At 55.4% G+C, this 17762-nt stretch carries 21 protein-coding genes; 18 read left to right on the plus strand and 3 right to left on the minus strand.

The annotated features are described in order from the left end of the window. From BGIM_RS0108240 to BGIM_RS0108305, 12 genes are all read left to right on the plus strand, one after another. On the plus strand, nucleotides 1-391 hold a 391-nt coding region (locus tag BGIM_RS0108240; RefSeq protein WP_020468248.1), incomplete at its 5' end, for a transposase. A 332-nt stretch (nucleotides 392-723) separates the two neighbouring features. Beyond that, nucleotides 724-1986 carry a phospholipase D-like domain-containing protein gene (locus BGIM_RS0108250; RefSeq protein WP_072022241.1) on the plus strand — a complete coding sequence of 421 codons (1263 nt, stop codon included), beginning with the start codon at nucleotides 724-726 and terminating at the stop codon, nucleotides 1984-1986. A 32-nt stretch (nucleotides 1987-2018) separates the two neighbouring features. Further along, a complete protein-coding gene (locus BGIM_RS0108255) occupies nucleotides 2019-2423 on the plus strand; it encodes a hypothetical protein (RefSeq protein ID WP_020469316.1) in 405 nt (134 codons plus the stop codon). Nucleotides 2424-2430: 7 nt separating this feature from the next. Then, entirely contained in the window at nucleotides 2431-2874 is a 444-nt protein-coding gene (locus BGIM_RS0108260) for a hypothetical protein (RefSeq protein WP_020469317.1), read from the plus strand. Between the two features lie 52 nt (nucleotides 2875-2926). Continuing rightward, nucleotides 2927-3307 carry a phage tail tube protein gene (locus tag BGIM_RS0108265; RefSeq protein ID WP_020469318.1) on the plus strand — a complete coding sequence of 127 codons (381 nt, stop codon included), beginning with the start codon at nucleotides 2927-2929 and terminating at the stop codon, nucleotides 3305-3307. Between the two features lie 15 nt (nucleotides 3308-3322). Then, the gene (locus tag BGIM_RS49320; RefSeq protein WP_020469319.1) at nucleotides 3323-3763 is read left to right on the plus strand and encodes a hypothetical protein; all 441 of its coding nucleotides are present in this window, start codon (nucleotides 3323-3325) and stop codon (nucleotides 3761-3763) included. Nucleotides 3764-3782: 19 nt separating this feature from the next. After that, nucleotides 3783-4079 (plus strand): hypothetical protein, encoded by a 297-nt coding sequence (locus BGIM_RS0108275; protein ID WP_020469320.1) that lies wholly within the window; start codon nucleotides 3783-3785, stop codon nucleotides 4077-4079. A gap of 57 nt (nucleotides 4080-4136) precedes the next feature. Further along, nucleotides 4137-6242 carry a phage tail protein gene (locus tag BGIM_RS0108280; protein WP_020469321.1) on the plus strand — a complete coding sequence of 702 codons (2106 nt, stop codon included), beginning with the start codon at nucleotides 4137-4139 and terminating at the stop codon, nucleotides 6240-6242. A 9-nt stretch (nucleotides 6243-6251) separates the two neighbouring features. Next, complete coding sequence (locus BGIM_RS0108285; protein ID WP_020469322.1) at nucleotides 6252-7199, plus strand: hypothetical protein; 948 nt, start codon at nucleotides 6252-6254, stop codon at nucleotides 7197-7199. Nucleotides 7200-7201: 2 nt separating this feature from the next. Then, complete coding sequence (locus BGIM_RS57145) at nucleotides 7202-7984, plus strand: hypothetical protein (RefSeq protein WP_162136230.1); 783 nt, start codon at nucleotides 7202-7204, stop codon at nucleotides 7982-7984. 701 nt (nucleotides 7985-8685) lie between these two features. After that, a complete protein-coding gene (locus tag BGIM_RS0108300; RefSeq protein ID WP_020469325.1) occupies nucleotides 8686-9975 on the plus strand; it encodes a glycosyltransferase family 25 protein in 1290 nt (429 codons plus the stop codon). Next, the gene (locus tag BGIM_RS0108305) at nucleotides 9972-11342 is read left to right on the plus strand and encodes a glycosyltransferase family protein (RefSeq protein ID WP_020469326.1); all 1371 of its coding nucleotides are present in this window, start codon (nucleotides 9972-9974) and stop codon (nucleotides 11340-11342) included. The genes BGIM_RS0108300 and BGIM_RS0108305 overlap by 4 nt, the downstream gene beginning before the upstream one ends. Here BGIM_RS0108305 and BGIM_RS0108310 read toward each other — a convergent pair. Then, the gene (locus BGIM_RS0108310) at nucleotides 11332-12891 is read right to left on the minus strand and encodes a hypothetical protein (RefSeq protein WP_052639711.1); all 1560 of its coding nucleotides are present in this window, start codon (nucleotides 12889-12891) and stop codon (nucleotides 11332-11334) included. The genes BGIM_RS0108305 and BGIM_RS0108310 overlap by 11 nt on opposite strands. Between BGIM_RS0108310 and BGIM_RS62600 the strand changes: the two genes are divergently transcribed. The 5 genes from BGIM_RS62600 to BGIM_RS0108340 all read left to right on the plus strand — a co-directional run bounded on the left by BGIM_RS62600 (nucleotide 12890) and on the right by BGIM_RS0108340 (nucleotide 15583). After that, complete coding sequence (locus tag BGIM_RS62600; RefSeq protein ID WP_157368673.1) at nucleotides 12890-13315, plus strand: hypothetical protein; 426 nt, start codon at nucleotides 12890-12892, stop codon at nucleotides 13313-13315. The genes BGIM_RS0108310 and BGIM_RS62600 overlap by 2 nt on opposite strands. A gap of 7 nt (nucleotides 13316-13322) precedes the next feature. Then, nucleotides 13323-13757, plus strand: coding sequence for a hypothetical protein (locus tag BGIM_RS0108320; RefSeq protein ID WP_020469331.1), 435 nt, complete (start codon nucleotides 13323-13325; stop codon nucleotides 13755-13757). Next, the gene (locus BGIM_RS62605; RefSeq protein WP_020469332.1) at nucleotides 13757-14653 is read left to right on the plus strand and encodes a glycine-rich domain-containing protein; all 897 of its coding nucleotides are present in this window, start codon (nucleotides 13757-13759) and stop codon (nucleotides 14651-14653) included. The genes BGIM_RS0108320 and BGIM_RS62605 overlap by 1 nt, the downstream gene beginning before the upstream one ends. An 11-nt stretch (nucleotides 14654-14664) precedes the next feature. Continuing rightward, on the plus strand, nucleotides 14665-14958 hold the full coding sequence (locus BGIM_RS0108335; protein WP_020469333.1) for a phage fiber-tail adaptor protein: 294 nt from the start codon (nucleotides 14665-14667) through the stop codon (nucleotides 14956-14958). 409 nt (nucleotides 14959-15367) lie between these two features. Continuing rightward, on the plus strand, nucleotides 15368-15583 hold the full coding sequence (locus tag BGIM_RS0108340; RefSeq protein WP_020469334.1) for a hypothetical protein: 216 nt from the start codon (nucleotides 15368-15370) through the stop codon (nucleotides 15581-15583). Between the two features lie 787 nt (nucleotides 15584-16370). Here BGIM_RS0108340 and BGIM_RS0108350 read toward each other — a convergent pair. Then, nucleotides 16371-16670, minus strand: coding sequence for a hypothetical protein (locus BGIM_RS0108350; protein ID WP_020469336.1), 300 nt, complete (start codon nucleotides 16668-16670; stop codon nucleotides 16371-16373). Nucleotides 16671-16805: 135 nt separating this feature from the next. Between BGIM_RS0108350 and BGIM_RS0108355 the strand changes: the two genes are divergently transcribed. Then, a complete protein-coding gene (locus BGIM_RS0108355; RefSeq protein ID WP_020469337.1) occupies nucleotides 16806-17402 on the plus strand; it encodes a helix-turn-helix domain-containing protein in 597 nt (198 codons plus the stop codon). Between the two features lie 6 nt (nucleotides 17403-17408). Here the strand turns inward: BGIM_RS0108355 and BGIM_RS0108360 are convergent. Further along, a partial coding sequence (locus BGIM_RS0108360) for a hypothetical protein (protein WP_162136231.1) occupies nucleotides 17409-17762 on the minus strand: 354 nt, incomplete at its 5' end.

A 17762-nucleotide genomic window follows, 5' to 3' on the forward strand; every position in this document is an offset into this window, starting at 1 on the left:
GAATCTGGACGAGACCAAAGGGGAACGCGCCCGGCTGGAAGAAGCCCTGCGGATCAACCAACCGCTGGCGACGGCGTATTACATGAAAGAAGAGTTTCGCCACTTCTGGGAGCAGGGGAGCCCGAAAGACGCCGCCCGGTTTCTGGACGACTGGTGTCGGCGGGCCGAGGCGTCCAAGCTGTCGGTGTTGCAGAAGATGGCGAGTTCTTTCCAGATGCACCGGACCGGCCTGCTGAACTACCATCGCTGTCCGATTTCGACCGGCCCCCTCGAAGGGGTGAACAACAAAATCAAGACCCTGCAACGACAGGCCTATGGCTACCGTGACCAAGAATTCTTCCACCTTCGCATTTACTCAATCCATCGAGCCAAGTACGAACTTCTCGGATGAGCCGGAATTTACTACTACGGATTGGACCCGTCCCAACCCGGCGAGCCTCCGCACAAGCTGACTGGCCATCTTCAGCGGTCAATCACCTATCGAATGTCTCCGGATCGACTCCATGCCTACGTTGGGACAAACCTTGAATATGGGGCTCACTTGGAGCTTGGCACTTCCAAAATGGCTCCGCGACCGTACTTGCGACCCACGCTGGCCGAAGAGCAGGACGCTTTGACGCGGATCATCAGCACCGGGAAGAAGTGATCTAAAAATCGATAAGAAATCACCTGACAGAAAATGCTTCAAGGCTGACCGAACTCGTGATTTTGGGAATCAGTCAAATGTCAAACATGATTCAGTCTGGGATTTTTATTCGCAGCAAAGTCACAGGTGAATGGAAAAAGGCTGTCGCGTCAGCCTTGACGGAGAAGAAGCCCATTCAGTTCTTTTCTCCTTACATCACATCGCCTGCTGCTTGCGAAGTATTGGAAAGTGCTGGAAGGAGAGGCAGCTTATACACGGAAATTGACCCGTTTGCTTTTGCACGAAAAGTATCGTGTTTAGACACGTTGCAAAAGCTCGTTAAAGCCAAAGTAAAGGTTTATTGGATCAAAGGTTTACATGCCAAAATGATGTTCGTTCCGGGAAAAATGCTTGCGATTGGAAGCCAAAATCTCACGAATTATGGAGATCTCGGCAATCGTTTCGAGGCATCAGTCGTTTTGACGAATCCAGAAGCCTTGAAGAAAGCTCAAAGTGAAATCTCCGAATGGGTCAAAATGGCCGTTCCGGTTGATATGGTGTTTCTTAAAAAGTTAATCCCGATTGTCGAAAAGATGAAAGGCTCATTTGAAAAGCACAAATTTCACGAACAATCCGAAGAGGCAGCGAACTCATTGAAGGAGTTTCAGGACAAACGAAACAAGCAAAAATCAGGTGATCCTTTGCCACACTCCCGGCGTGGGATGATGGACGAGCTTCTCAAACAAATCAGAGCGAAGTCGTCCTTTGTTCGATGCCGAGTAAATCCCGAAGGAAAGCTCGTGACCAAAAGCAAAGACAAGTTTGATCTGTGGAAACATCAGGGATCTCGCCTTGATCGCTATCTTTGCTTCGATGCCGTAACGATGGGATGGGGATGGGCCAGAGTGGGCAAAAGAACGATTAGTCGAATTGGTTCGGGTTTGAACAGAATTTACGGGGGAAGAGTTTCTTGGGGCGGCAAACAAATGGGCTGTCAGATTCGCGCAAAAAAAGTTAAATCGCCCGTCCATCCGAACATCGAAATTATCCTGATGGATTATTCAAACAAGCAAAATATCTGCAAGCTTACCGGGATACTTTCGCTCAACGATTTAATTATTGACAAATCAAAAGCGTTCAAACGAACCGAGCTGGCAAAACTAATCGCAGAAAAATTGCGAGACGATATTAACAACAACATTAAAAACATCAAAAATCAAATCTTAGATTGTATCAAAACTCCTTTCGCCTACGAATACAAATTGCACGGAGTTCGACCTGCGCAATTGTTTGGTCGAGGAGAATTCAAGGTCAGTGTTCAACAATTTGGCAAAACACCCATTTTGGTCGTGTTCCGGTAATCGCAAGTCACTTACGACTCAATACATAAGGCATGGGTTTTCTCGCAGATATTTTCTCGTACTACTCGGCCAACACCACTCTCACGGCGGCTCTGCCTTACGCCAAGGTTTGGACAGGTTTGGCCCCGGAAAAGTCCAATACTGATTTCCCTTACGCGGTTGTCGTCCCCCTCTCCTCGACACCGAACTTCACCACTGGCAGCAACTACTTCGAGAGTTTCTCATTTCAGATCAGCGTCTTCGACGACGATCTGGACAATGTCGAAAGTATCTGTCAGACCATCATGAGCCAGTTCGATTACAAATCCATTTGCGGCTCGCCAAACATCTCTTGCGAGCGAGAAAATTATCTCGTCACCGTGGACCAAGACACCCCAAAACTCGTCTATCACGGGCTAATCCAGTACACCTTGCGAAAGAACAGGTCACTGACGTAACTAACGCATGGCCACAACGATTTCGGCAACCGTCAACAGCACGACCACAGCACTTTTTCAGTCAGGGCAGCCGTTTAACACCACGTTCACCGGCAACGTGTCCAAGAGTTTCGTCTTGCCCTTCACGTCGGTCCAAGTGACCAAATTGTTTTTCAACACCTATGCCTCCGGATCACCGACCAGCATCGACCTCACCTCCTTGACCGACGCCTACGGAAACCCCATCAGCTTTGCCACCATCCGTCACATCATGCTCGTCAACAATGACGCGACCAACTCGGTGACAGTCGGAGGCGGGACCAACGGTTTGGTCGCGGCTTTGCCCCCGATTATTGGCGGTGGAGCGGTCAACCTCACGACCACGCTGGCCGTTGATGGCACGCACAAGATCCTGTTGATCACCCCGGCGGCTGGGACGCCGTCGGTTGACGTGGTGGTCATGGGAGTCTGAGATTCGTGTCAAAAGTCCTAGATACCTCGGTCTTGTTTTGCTCCGAGGATAGATGACCTATTTGAACGGTTTCGGCGGGAATGCCGAGTTTGCGACGAGTACTCTCCAAGTCGAAAGTTGGTCGTTGAACATCAACGCGGAGTCGCTCGACACGACCAATACCGGCGACGCTGGATGGGTAAGCAACATTACGGGAGCCAAATCGGCTGAAGGTAGTTGCAAAGCGTATTTCGACGTTTCGGCTGTTCCCACTGGAGCCGCTGGTCTGCTTCCGGGCTCATCCGGCACACTTACGCTGAATCTGGGTGCGTCCGGTAAAGCCTATATGTTCACGGCTCGGATCACGCAAATTTCCGTTGAAAACGCAGCCAAAGGCGTCGTCACTTTCGGAATCAATTTCGTGAGCACCGGAGCCGTGACCTACGCCAGCTAAACAAAGAAAGGCCAAATGACTCAATACATCGGACGCGAAACCACCATTGAGGTCGGCGGGCAGAGCTACACACTTTCTCGCTACGACCGTGAGATTTTGGACCAAATGACTGAGTGGGCGAGGGCGCAACTTCCGAACCCGCTTGAAGCAATCAAGGGCCACATTGCGGATTTCCCCAAGCACCTTCAGGAGTTGATGCTCCGGGAGGCCGTGGCCAATGCTTCCCGCAAACTGTCATTCGATTCCCCGCAAATCCAAGAGATTTTGAACTCGGTCAATGGGGCCATGCGGGTAATCAGTCTCCTGCTCAAAAAGCATCACCCCGACATCAACGAAGAAAAGGTCTGGGCCATCATCGAGCAGTTGGCCGAGGAGCGAGGTAGTCAGGCCGAGGCTGAACGATACTTGAGCGACAAATTGGTCGAGTGCCAAGGCAGGTTTCCCAAAAGCACCTGAAGACATTGAGCGGGAAGCCTTGGCCGATTTCGGTTTGACCATCCGGCGTGACACCGGCCCTCCTCCCGACTGGCGAAGGATTGACGAGGTAATCCTCGCCAACACCTCCTTAAAGCCTTGGGAATTGAGCAAACTGACCGTCCCCGAGGCTGCTTTTTTGGTTACCGCTATCTGCAAAAAAGACCAACCAAACGGCTCAGATGACCCTCAAACTGTCCAAAGCAAGCTCAATGAGGCGATCAACGAAGCCAAGTTGTACTCGCAATTGACACTCGACCAGAAGTTGGAAATTGCCCGCCGAGAGATAGAAGGATGACCCAGAACCCCTGCCAAACCGCAGGGGTTCTTTGCGTCACGATGCCCTACATACGGCATGGCCACTGAGCAGAAACTAGGGTCGGCATTCGTCGAGGTTGTCACGAAAGGACTTGCAAAGGTCCAGTCCGACCTCGCGTCCGTCAAGAACTCGCTCAACAAATCCGAGTCTGCGAACCAGACACTCAACAAGGAAACCTCAAAGACCCCCGGCTTGGCCAAGCAAGCCGAAGGAGCCTTCAAGTCGCTCTCAGCCACCATCTCGGGTCTCGCAGGCTCGGCGCGGGTTGGTTTCGCGGCAATTACGGCAGGGATGTTCGGCTTTGCAAAATCCGCTGATCCTGTGCGGTTTATGGAGTTGCGGGGGACAATCGCGGCTCTTTCGGTTCAGATTGGATCAATTTTCATCCCTGTTTTGATCAGGGCGAATGAGGCTCTCACAAGCCTGCTCGGGTGGTTCAGGAAGCTGAACGATGGCCAAAAGGATTCCATCCTCAAGTGGACATCCATCGCCGCTGTGGTCCTTGGTGTCGTGGCCGTGATCCCGAAGTTCATCGCGGCAGTTCGGCTGGCCTCCGGGGCAATGGCCGTGTTCGGGGCGGTGAGCAGTTTCGCCACCGGAGGAATCACGACAATTCTTGGGGCAATCGCGGCATTGGTCGGTGGCTTTGCGGCTTACGGAGTAATCACCGGCCACGCTGGCGATATGACTGCCATTTTCGGCAAGGCACTTGAGGCCCTCAAGCCCGTTGTCGATGCGGTCCAGAAGATCGCCGGGCTGCTCCAAGAGGTGTTCACGCGAGTGCTCGGCATAGTCGTCCCGGTCGTGGAGAAGCTGGCTGGCGTGGTGGCTCGGGTGGTCGGGCTGGTGGCCGGGAAATTCGCTGATCTGGCCGGGGTGTTGCTGCCAATCATTGAGGGGCTCGTCGGCAAAGTGTTGGCTGTTTTCAGCCAACTGGTCGCCGTTGTGGTTCCAATCTTCGAGCAGCTTGCGGCCCGTGTTTTTCCAATCATTCAGATGTTTTACACGACCGTGCTCGGCATCTACACGCGGCTCGCCTCGGCCATTCTTCCAGTCGTCTCAAAGATGGTTGGGACGCTGTCGGGCCTCTTCGAGATGTTTCTCTCGAAGGTTTTTCCCGTCTTCGAGACGCTGTACACGACCATCATCAGTGCCATCGGGAAGATCGCCGATGCGGTCATTCCGCTTGTGGGCAGCTTCGCCTCCACACTGGCCTCCCTGTTCCAAGCTCTGGTCCCCGTGATCGGGGCGGTGGTCAACATTTTCGCTGGCATCCTCGGGACGCTTGTCGCGGTTTTTCAAGCCGTTTTCCCGGTGATCCTGACGGTGGTTAAGGTCGTTCTGACGATCCTCGTTGGCATTTTTAAGGCTTTGGTCCCGGTGGTCGCTGTCGTTGCCCGAGCCATTGGGATGCTTGGGGAAGTCTTCAGAACCTTCGCCGATCTGATCGCGGGGCTTATTGCCACAGCGGCTCCGATCATCGAGCAGGTTTCATCAATCTTTGTGGAACTGGCCGAGGTCGTTTCCTCGTTGCTGGCTCCTGCCGTGCAGCTTCTCATGATTCCGCTGGAAATTGCTGTGTCGTTGCTTGGAGCAATGTTTGAAGTCATCCAACCGCTGATCCCATTGATCGTGAGGATGGCTGGAGCGTTCCGCGATGTCTTGGTCCCGGTGATCAGAGGGTTGAAAGACGCTTTCGTCAGCGTGGTCGATTTCATGTTCGATTCCATCAACAAGTTGATTGACATGATCAACACCCTGATCAGCAAGATCAACAAGGTCAAGCCCGGCAGCGACATCCCATTGCTGGAGCATGTCGGAAGACCCAATTTCAACAAGGGGACTGATCTGCCTTCAGTCGGAAATGCGCCTGATGGTGGTGGTGTCAGCAGCGGAAATCGGCCTCAAAAGGACAAAAACTCGACTGGAGATCACACTCCCAAGGCCGCTCCCAACATCCAGATAACGGGGCTGACCGAGGCTTGGAAACGGGCTCAGGAGGCTGTCCGGGGCATGACTCCAGAGGAGCGGGCGCGCTTGGAAACCGCCGAGCTTCAGAAAAAGCAGTTCGAGGAGCAGCAGGAAACGAATCGAATTTTGCAAAGACTCTACGGGAAAAGTACGTCGGCAATTGGGGCTTAATGGAGGCGAATGTCGCTTGAAAATTGGACTTACGTCCCGGTCGGAGTTTCGACGGAAGACCTTGGTGCGTACCAATACCTCGAAGGCAAGGAAACTGGCCGCGAAAGCTACTCCAGCGGCGGCTCGCAATGTACGCGAGTTTTTCTGGTGGCGTGGGACCAGCGTGGTCGGTTTATCGATGACCTTCTCGGGTACTCGTACATCGACGGCAGTGGTCGAATCTGTCGAGTGCTGCCTGACTCCCATCCGGAAATCAGCAACCAATACGCGACGGATTGTTCGGTCGAGGGGATTGGTCAGCTTGGAATTGCCAGAACCGGGACCGCCTTTGGGAGTTGGACGACGGCAGTCATCACGGCCAACTACAAGCCGCGCCCCTATGCCATCGATTCCGACTCCGATGTCAGCTACTATTCGGTCGTTGGCGACCACCCAGAACTCCACAGATACCTGACCAGAAACTCGACGTTCTCAGTCGAGATGTTGACTGTCCAAGGGGCGATGAAATTTGTCACGAGCCAGCGTGCGATCCCAAATCCACCGGGAAAAGCCATCGGGACAATCGGACTCCAGTACGTTTGGAATGAAGTCCCGGCGATTAGTTTCAACCCATTTGTGATCCCAAATCTATCGGCGATCAAAGCGTGTTTCGGGAAAGTAAACAACACGGTTTTTGACGGCGGTGGCGGGAATTACCCACCGGGAACCGTACTTTTCCTCGGTGTTGACCCCCAGCAAATCATGCCCCGACTGAACGGCGACAACTATTACTGGACGATCACCTTCAGTTTTTTGTACCGCGACAATGGATTTGTTGAAAGCCTCGGAGAAAACGCAGGACACAACTATTTGTTCGAGCCGACCACCGGCTGGGACTTGGTGACGACTGACGGAACATCCGGAGCAAATCGGATCTACCAATCAGCCGACTTGAACACGCTTTTTAACCTTGGGTGACCGTGAAAAAATTGTCCGATGTCTCCCAAGGTGGGATGTTGTCCGCAAACGAACTCAACCGCCTGATGAATGAGGTTGAGAGGGCCTCTCGCGTGACTGCCGAGTATCCTCTGGAGGCACAGAACGGCCCCGGCGGGACAACGATTCGGCTCAATGACAGCAGCTTCTGGGCGAGACTGACCGACTACCACGCCGAGGGTGACGGGTGCTCGACGTGGCGTTACTCATGGGAGGAGATTCAGTTTGCCAAGGACGCCACTGTCGAGACCATGCCCGGAGGCCGCAAAGGAAAAGTTGACGCTGATTTTGCCTACGAGGTCAACGGCTCTTGTGTTGAGATCGGCACTGTTGTCCGGATTTCCCCGGCTGCTAACGGCGAATGGGTATTTGAAAATTGCTGCGGAAGTTCGGCCTCTTCCTCCTCATCAAGCACCTCGGAGAGTACCAGCGGCTCCGAGACGAGCACCTCAGAAGCCAGCCAGTCCGGATCTGAACAAGGCTCCGGCTCCGGGTCAGAAATAAGCGGCTCGTCCTCGGGCTCTGAGTCAGAAGGCTCTGAAGGCTCCGAAGGCGGCTCCGACATGAGCGGCTCGGGATCAGATCAGACCAGCGGCTCCAAGTCCGGATCAGGCTCCTCCGGGGGAAGCAGTAGCTCAAGCTCGGATGGCGTTTCAGTCGTCACGGATGTCACTTGCGATCATGGGCTGGCGGTCACAAACAAGGTTTTGACGGCTCATGTGATCATTGATGGCGTCCATTACCCCGTGATTTTCAGTCTTTCTTGAGGAGTCGCTTGGCCACAGTCACTTACGCAAATTGTTCCTGTTGCTCATCGTCTTCGAGTGGGTCGGTGACCTGTGACTCGCTTCCCGGCGAGCTTCGCCTCACGGCCAGCGGGGTTGGGTGCGGGTTGTGCAGCCCGTCGATTGGAACGCTTTTGATGCACCGAAACGGCAGCCCAGATCAATGCCATCGGGACGGATCTGGCGGTGGTGGACAGGCCAGTGATTGCCCCGATAATCGCGGTTACGGTGCGAGTTTGACCTTGAATCCCGACGGTACGGTGACAGTGGTTTTCATTACGCTCAGCGGCCATCCAGCATACTGCGGCCCTCCGGAGATGACGGTCGAGCCGATTTCCCTCAGCCCTTTCCATCTCGAATTTGACTACGAGGCCACGGACGGGATCAACTGCTGTACGGACGCTGGTGGCACGGTACACGTCACGATTACCGAATGAGGAGGCGAATGGAGGAGAAATTCATCGAGGAACTTGACAGATCTTTGAGCGGTCGCCTGCTTGAAATCTGGGAGGGCCACTCCGGTCTCCCGCCTGAAAAGGAAGCCGCTTACCGGGACAATTTGCGGCGACAGGCAGCCATTCCCAAATCGACAACGACCCCTCCACACAGGCCCGCGAGAGTGGTGGCGAAGCGGCTGAAGCCTTGCAATTGCGGCGGGAAAATTCGGAAACAACAAGGAGAAAATGTTTGACAGCATTTACCTGATCAACTTGAAAAGGCGTCCTGATCGCCTCGCCAATTTCCGGGCCATGCAACTGGAGTGTGGGTGGGGCCTGCCTGAGCCGATTATCTTCGAGGCCATCGAAGGGGACCGGGTTGGAGTGCCTCCTTATTTTTCCCAAGGCGGCGGGGCATGGGGTTGTCTTCGGTCCCACGTCAGTTGCCTTGAGAGGGCATTGATGGACGGGGTGGATTCGGTCCTGATGCTGGAAGACGATGTGACTTGGAGATCTGACGCTTGGGACAGGCTCGGAGATTTCATGCGGACGGTCCCCGCTGATTGGGACCAACTGATGCTCGGGGGCCAGCACATTGGCCAGCATGGGGGGCAGGTTGCCCAAGGAGTGGTCAAGTGTAGGGATTGCGAGCGAACTCATGGTTACGCCATCAAATTGCGTGCAATCCGATCATTGTTGGCCGAGTGGTACACCTGCGGCGTCCATTGCGATTGGGCAATGGGTCGAAGATGGCAAAAGACCCGTCAGGTTTACGCGCCAGAGGAGTTCATTTTTGGCCAAGCGGGAGGCAGGTCCGATATCAGCGGCAGGATCAACCCGGTCCAATTTTGGGTCCAACCGAAGGACATCCCGGTCGTCCACCTCACCTGTCCACCAGATGTCATCAAAAAGCTTCGCGGCTACGGGCTCCACACCGGCCACGACAGGGACGCTCATGATCTCGACAAGGGCCTTGCAAGAGTGGCTCGTCTTGCCCAAAAAGATGTGGCTTTGAGGAAATGGCTCGACACAATTCTCTGGGAGTGCGCCAGTGATGTTGGCTCCATTGCCACCGTCTACCACCCCCAGATCAGCCTTGCTGATGTGAGGAAGATTCACCCGACCGCTGCTTCGATCAGCGGCTCAACGGTTGAGGAAATCCTCGGTCAACTCAACGAGGCCCGCATCCCGACCCGCCCAAATTTTTCCGCGACTCACGCCATGATTTTCCGAGGGCCTCGGAAAGTCGCCGAGGGCCTGTCCGGTTTTCACATGGGCAACTGGCGAGACTCGGTCAGCGGGCATGATCACGGTTTGCGAGCAGTGGCAGCGGCGACGGGTTCAAGCCGCTCGGAGAAGCTGCAAGAGTGGTTTCTGGTGGTCGGTTCGGAGGGTGAGCGTTCGCAGAAAATCCCTTTGCTCTGGCATCCGGAAATTACCGCCGATGAAGCGGCTGCGGCCACGGAACGCAAGGTGGTCGAGGTAACGGCTGACTCGGTCGAGGACGCGCTGGCCAAGTGGAAGGAGGGGCGGTGAGTGAGGTCTTTTCCCATAGCGGCGACATCGGTGATCTGATCGCGGCACTGCCCACGATGAAAGCCCTCGGCGGTGGTCGGCTCAACCTGTTTCCGTCGAGGCACACTGGCCACAGGATGACGCCTGAACGGGCTGCGAGTCTGAAACCGCTCTTGGAGATTCAGCCTTATGTCTCCTCTGTTCAGTGGTCAGAAGGCCCTGTGGGAACCAACTTGGACAAGTGGCGGTCGCATTACAAGACTAATCTGAACCTCGCGGACATGGTGTCCGAGTGTCATGGTGTGCCTCATTATCCTCGGGAAAATCCTTGGCTTGAAGTGGACCGTCCGGACAAGGTGGCTCGGGTGGTGATGGGCCGATCCCCTCGTTATCACAACTGGAATTTTGTCGCGGTCTGGAAAAGTGCATGGGAGAAATATCGCCTCGACGCGGTATTCGTCGGTTCGCCCGAGGAACATGCGGATTTTTGTCTACAGGTTGGTCCGCTTCCTTATTTCAAAACCGATAATCACCTTCAATTGGCCCGCGTGATTGCCGGATCTGAACTGTGCCTGTTCAACCAAACGGGAAATTTCTGGCTGGCTGAGGGCATGAAAAAACAGACGGTGTTGGAGGTCTGCCTCAAGACACAGAACTGCCATTTTTCCCGTAGAGGGCTGACCTATGGCGTCAACGAGCATACCCAACTCCCGGTCCTCAGCGAAGGTATCCCACTGAAACCCTCGCTCGATCTGACTGTGATCGTGGTTTCTTGGAAGCGGCCTCACCTTCTCAAAGACACCTTGGCCTCGATCAAATCCCGCCTTGAGGGCTTGAGCCACAAGATTGTCGTCGCGGACAACGAAAGCAGCGAAGAGACGAGGAAAATCATCCAAGAGGCTGGTGTCGAATGCTGGCCGCTGGCCGTTAATGCGGGCATCAACTGGCCTGTCCAACACCTGCTCGGGCCGATGCTGGATAGCGAGTTTGTGTGCGTGTCAGATCACGACATTTTCTATGGTCGGCCATTCGCCGACTACATCGCATTCCTCCGAGCAAACCCGGACGTTTCCTTCGCCAAGGGTTTGGACAGCCCTGAGCATGACTCATTTGGTGAGCGAGAATTTCGCGGTGAGAACTGGCTCCTCAAACGAACGGAGCGAGGAGGCGGGTTGATCATGAGGAGCGAGACACTCAAAAAGGCTTTCCCGTTGCCAGATCACCCAATCAACTTCGACTGGCATATGTGCGCGACCAACGGCGTCTTTGCAGTGCTTCCGGGCACGGTCGCCCATACCGGATGGCGTGAGTCAACCCGCGAGGGTATGAGGGAAATCCCTGAAAAATACCTGCTGATCGACGGGGAGATCAGGCCCGTCAATAGCTGACCGCCCGAGGCACTGCCAGCCATGTAGAACCTGCGGAAAAGTTGATCGCCACCACATCGCCGGGGATAACAGGCCACTTTGATCCGCTCCCAACCGGCCAAACAAGCCCACGATTCTCGGCCACCCAGACCCCTCCGAACGGTTCCGGAGGGACAACAGCCCATACGACGGGTCGGTCGTCGATTACCCAAGTCTCGCCCGTAATCGGCTGCGGTTCGGCGATCCATGTGGAGTCAGTATTTTCCCGCACCCACACAAGGCCAGCGTCCTCTTGCGACCAGATGACGCCTGTGTCTTTGACGTGCCAGATTAGAGCAGGCTTTGAAGGGGGAACTCCAGTCCCGCCACACAATGCTCCCCCGGAAGTGTCGAGGTTGATGATGGCCCAGATTATCCCGGAACCACCACATCTGATACCGCCTGACGCGCTGGGGTGGTTGACGATACTGGAGAGTGCCAGGCCCTCACAGGTCATCCCAGCCGGGAAAATCATGGGGTTAGCGACGGTGTTTACCGAACCTGAACCGCCAGCAACGGCACCGCCAGAGCCGCTGACGAGGCTGACGACGCTCAAGTTCGCCGACCCACCTGCCAGTGCCCCGGACACTACCTCGGCGGGGATCACATCCACACTGGCCGAGCCACCCGCCCCCACTTCAGCCGGGAAAATCTCTGGATTGAAGATCGTCCCGACCCCGGCATCGCCACCGGCCACAACCCCCGAGACAATCTGAACCGGGTTGACGACCGTTTCAATGGTCGCTTGTCCGCTTCCCCAAGCCCCTGCCAAGCCGATCAGAGGCTCCAGAACCGTCGTGACAATCCCGGCACCGTCACCAACTACCCCGCCACTTCCAACGGCATCGGAGCCCGTGGTGATAACCGCCATCCCCGAGCAAGTTACGCCACCAGAGACGGCGGGGAAGTAGATGGCAGTCGTCTGGTCTGACCCGCCAGCCAAGACTCCAGCCGGGAAAATCATGGGATTTTCCACGGCTTGGCAAGGGCTTGAGCCACCAGCAAGGACGGCTCCGGAGGTTGGGGGTGAGTAAGTGGAGGTGACTTGTCCCGAGCCTGACGCGACCACGCCTGCCGGGGAAATCGGCGGGTTGAGGACGGCGGTGGTGATCCCGGAGCCAGCGGCCACGACTCCCGAGGCCGTGATGGAGGGCGAATAGTTGGCCGAAGTGGGGGCTGAGCCACCAGCCAGAACCCCGGCGGCTGCGATGGTGACGGTCGAGATTTCCCAAACGGTTGCCGATCCGGCACACCATACTCCTGCCGAGGTGATAACCGGGGAAAATTGTGTCGAGGTACTGGCGGCTCCTGAACACCACACACCAGCGGCCACAATCACGGGCTTGATAATGTCTTCGATGTCTGCGGCACTTGAGCACCAGACCCCGGCAGCGGCAACAGTGACCGTGGTGGTTCTGGCGACGGTGGCAGACCCGGCACACCAAACTCCTCCAGAACCGACTTCGTTGTAGCGGTCGGTTCCGGGAACGGTGGAGACGGGCAACTCGGAGACGGCAGCGAAGGAAAGCATGAGGTATGTACCCCGTTGGGAGCCGGGGAACGGCGACCGCGAGGGTAGATACCACATGCCACGAACAACGGATCGCGTCAAAGAATCGACCACCACTACCGGGACCGGGACGCTCACCTTGCTCGGTGCAGCCTCGGGATTTCAAAGTTTTTCGACCGCTTTCAACGTCGGCGACTCGATCATGTATGCCATTGTTGGCCAGACGACCTCCGAGTGGGAGGTTGGCCTCGGCACACTTTTGTCATCGACCACTCTGTCCCGCGATGCCGTCGAACAATCAAGCAACAGCAATTTGCCGGTGAGTTTTTCCGCAGGGACCAAGGACGTTTTTGCCACGTTCAGCGGAGCCGGGATCGGCAGAACAAACATGGGCCGAGCCCTAATGAACTCCAGCGGCGGTCCCGCCAGTCTTCAACCCTGTTAAGGAGACAATGCCTGCAAATATCGATCCGATTTTCGCCAGAACCCCCGACATCAGTAACAACTGCTCGACGGGCATGAACCAACTCGTAACGGCGGCAGCAGCCGACTACACGGGCAGCGGCGCGAACAACAGTTTGATTTTCACCGCCGATGCGACGAACGGGAGCTTTGTCCAGCGGATCAGGTTCAAGGCCGGTGGGACCAATGTGGCCAGCGTTGCCCGGATTTTTCTGAACAACGGCTCGTCCAACACCACCGCGACAAACAACTGTTTCTTCGGCGAAATCACGCTTCCTGCAACGACCGCGACATCTGCCGGGGCGACCATCGAGATTGATTATCCGCTGAACCTTGCCCTCCCTGCTGGCTTCAAAATTTACTTCGGTTTGGGAACCGCCGTCTCCGCTGGATGGGTGGCGACGGTTGTCGGAGGGCGGTACTAATGCTTGACTTCAATTGCTGGCCGACCCCACCAAACGCTGATGTTCAAGTTTTCGACACCCCATCGACGACCACCAACTTGTCTTGGGTGACGTGGCGAAAACCTCGTGGCTGCTCGATGGCTTATATGTTCCTCGTCGGCGGTGGTGGTGGTGGCGGGAAAGGTTTTGCGGCAGCCGCGAACAACACCCGAGGCGGTGGTGCGGGAGGCGGCTCTTCGTCCCAGACCAGCCTCCTTGTACCGATTTTTCTGTTGCCCGATGTGCTTTTCATTCAGATCGGGGCGGGTGGCCTTGGGGCAGGATCGGCGGCGGGGACGGCAGGTGTGGCCTCTTATGTTTCGGTCAGCCCGTCGAACGTCGCCAACAACGTCCTCTGTTATTCCGGGACAGGCGGCGGGCTTGGAGCGAACGGGACCAGCAGCGGCACGGCGGCAGGCGGGTCGGCGGGAACAGCGGCTTCAATTTCCTCAATGATTTTTGGAGGACTTGGATTTTTCCAAGCAATCGCGGGCATGACCGGAGCCGCTGGTGGTGGTGTGACGAGCAACGGATCGTCAATCACATTGCCGAACAATGGCAGTCTAACGACAGGCGGAGCGGGTGGTGGTGGGGTGACTGTCACGGACAATGTCGGCGGGGGATTTTCAGCGGTTGCCGGGACATTGATTTCCGAGGCAAGGCCAAGCGCAACAGCGGGAAACGGATCGGGGGGGCCTCAACTGCTGCGACCTTGGTTTTCCTTCGGCGGGAATGGAGGCGGTTCATCGCAAGCGGCCACTGCCGGGAACGGGGGCAATGGGGCTTGGGGAAGCGGTGGCGGTGGTGGAGGCGGTGGTGTCACGGCAGGGAATGGCGGCAATGGCGGCAACGGTGTTGTCTACCTGATCGCGTTTTGAATAGATAAGCCATGCCCACGACGCTCCAAAAATTTCCCTCCGAAGTCAGAACATTCAGCTTCGATTTTTCCCAATTCGCCGAGATCGTTTCCGGTGATCTGATCTCCTCAGTCGTTTCCGTCACGGCCACTCCATCAGATGAACTGACCCTTGGGGCGGCCTCCATCGCCGAAGATGGAAAATCCATCTTTTTGTCGATCTCCGCTGGTTCGGCGGGAACCCTCTACACGCTGGACGCGCTTGTGCAGACCGTCTCGGGCAGCAGGTTGCTCGGCCAAGGACTTCTCTTTGTCCTTCCAGAATGACGGAAAAAATCTCGCCCGTCGGATTTTCGTTGAATCTCCCGAACAAATCTGCGAATAATCGAACAGTCGCCCATTTCTTCTCACCGGGGTTTCTCTGATTCTGGATCGCCCATTTCTAAAACAAGGGAGATTGAAATGCCATTGGTGTCGATGCGGCTGCTTGAACGCCTTATTAACAAACCTAATTACGGGACGGCTTCCTTCAAGGTCAACAAAATGGAGTTCGCCTTTTCCCGATACGGCTATGATCCCAGCCTGATTTCAACCATCGTGATTCGCATAGACCTAGCTACGTTTTATGGGGCGCGAGATTATTCTCGTGTTGGTGGTCACACAACAAAATCTGTGACTCATTCGGCGATAACGCAGATATCCGCTGGAATGCCACAGGTGGTGGGAGAGGGTTCTAATGGAAGTGAAAGCAGTGGAGGTGACGGAGGAGGATCTGGAGAAGATGGTGGTGACGGCGACGGTGACGGTGACGGTGAGCCACCCATATCCGCTGGCCCCGCTCCTGATAGCGGCGGTCAGAATTGGCGATCACGATTTCTCAAGTTCCTGCTACGACCTTTCCGTTTCCTTTGGAACGCAGTCCCATCTCTTCGCTGCACTTGGTTTAATCTGAAGTTTCTCTTCCCGGATGCCGTCCGCAAAGACGTGTACCGACCCCACGCTCGTTCTCTATTCCGCGATCATCGGCTTGCACGCCGCAAACCAATCTCCTTCCGTCTCTGGATGGGATTTTGTTTGAGAGTTCGCACCTGCATCCTGCTTCTGTGCTGCACGCTTGCCACCCTGAAACATGCTGGTGTGGAGAAAGGAATGGTGCCGGGGCTTTAATTCGGCCCATCCTTTGCCCCGGAAAAACCCGACCGATAGTTGACCGACGGGTCGGGTTTTTCCGGGCCGGTGATCCTTTACGCGGGCTGAAGAGCGACCCGCCTCGCGGCATGTGCTTCTGCTTCCTCCAGTCTGCTCTTCTTGCAGCGAAAATTCACCTTACCGCAGGCAAAAAACAGGTAGTCTCCGGAGCGATCACGGATCTCGGAAGGGTCGTCTACAACCCGAATCTGAACCAATTCCTCGGGTCTGTCCGGCTCCGGGCAAGGTTCGACATCATAGATGGCTCTGGCCAAGCTATCGATTGGGCCGGGACTGACATAGAGTGTGTCGTGGTCTTTGATCTGGGCATAGGTTTTTGACCCTTTGCCCCCGCGAAGCGCTCGGAAATTCACCCAGATTTTCACGTCCTGAAGAGTGTCGGCACCGACACAAAAACAGTCCCATCCGACATGCGAAATTCTCATTGCAGAACCCTCCTTGGTTGTCTCCCTATTTTCGTCGATATCAGCCGTGATTGCAACTCATATTTTTCTTCCGAAAACGGCGGCTATCTATTATCAGTGATTGGCTCAGAAGCCTTCGGTCTGCCAATCACCGACGGTCTGCCATGCCCCGCCGGGGATATGATGCTCGCCGATCCCGATCAGATCCAGAGTCACAGTGGCCGTCCCGATCACGTCCTCGACACCGTCAATGGAGCCGAATGACTGGACGGCGTAGACCGCTTGGCCGATCACGCAAACTGTTCGTTGTCGATGATCAGTGATGTCCAACGGCAAAAAACGGATTTTCACCGTGTCGTCACCCCCAATTTCGTGCCATGACCGCCCTCCGTTGAGCGTCCAGTATTCCGGATGTGCTTTCACCATCGCAGAACCTCCTTGTTCTTCCACTATTTTCCTCGATATCAGCTTTCGGATCAACTCTTATTTTGCCTCCAAAAATCGGAGGCTATCTATCTGATGCTCTGAATTTTGCATGGAGGCGGCGCTCTACCTATCTCCATGCAAGATCTATTTTCCCTGACCGAGACCGGCCAAATCTGCGGCGTCAACCCAAAAACGATCATCGTTTATCGTCGAAAGGGCATCCTCCCAGAGCCAAGCGAGACTGATGGCATGAGGAAATTTTACACCGCCTTCCAAGTGGCCATGCTGAAAGAATTTTTCTCTAAGCCCCTTGCCCAAGTAAGGCTTGAAGCCGGGGAAATCTCGGTTGGTGTCGCTGCCGAGCGGCTCAAAGTTTGCCACAGAACCTTGTACAACCTGATGGTCAGCGGGGTTGTCTTGGCCCCGCAAAAGGCCGGGCGGCGAAGGTATTACCGGCCAGAAGATTTGCCTGTCCTGAAGGACCAGTTAAAGGCTCATGAATCGCTGACCCTGCCAACCCATCGGGCGGTCGCCAGCGGATATTTCTCGATTTCAAAAGCCTCTGAAAAGCTGGGAATGCCGTTGATCACACTGAGGGCATGGATTGGCAAAGGGGCTGTGGACAGGCCCGCACATCGGGTCCAGAACATGCGGGAACCATGTTTTTCCTTGCAGGATCTGAGGAAAATCCGGGAGTCAAATCAGGAGTATTTTGTGAAACGCGGGCTTTGAGGAATTTTAGCGGCCAAGGCGATCTACTTTCGCGATCAATTCAGCCCAAGAGATCTGCGGGTTGTGAATTTCCTCATGGCAACTTCGATGAACCGCCACACAGGTCTGGAGAGCCTGCATTTCCCGGCCAAAATGCGAATAATTGAGGTGGTGGCAGTCAAATTTTCCCATCAAGTGCCCATTGCAATAGTGGCACAGCCCAACCTGTCGGTCGTAAACGGCTTGCCTCACCGCCTGCCAGTAGTCGCTTTTCAGGTGTTGTTGGTAACGCGCCCGACGAGCGGCGTCCTGATGAATATTGCCCATGCCCGTATCTAAATAGGTCCCGCCCTGCCCGAAAGTATCGGTGATTTTAGACAG

This window comes from Zavarzinella formosa DSM 19928, assembly GCF_000255705.1.
GTDB classification, from domain to species: domain Bacteria; phylum Planctomycetota; class Planctomycetia; order Gemmatales; family Gemmataceae; genus Zavarzinella; species Zavarzinella formosa.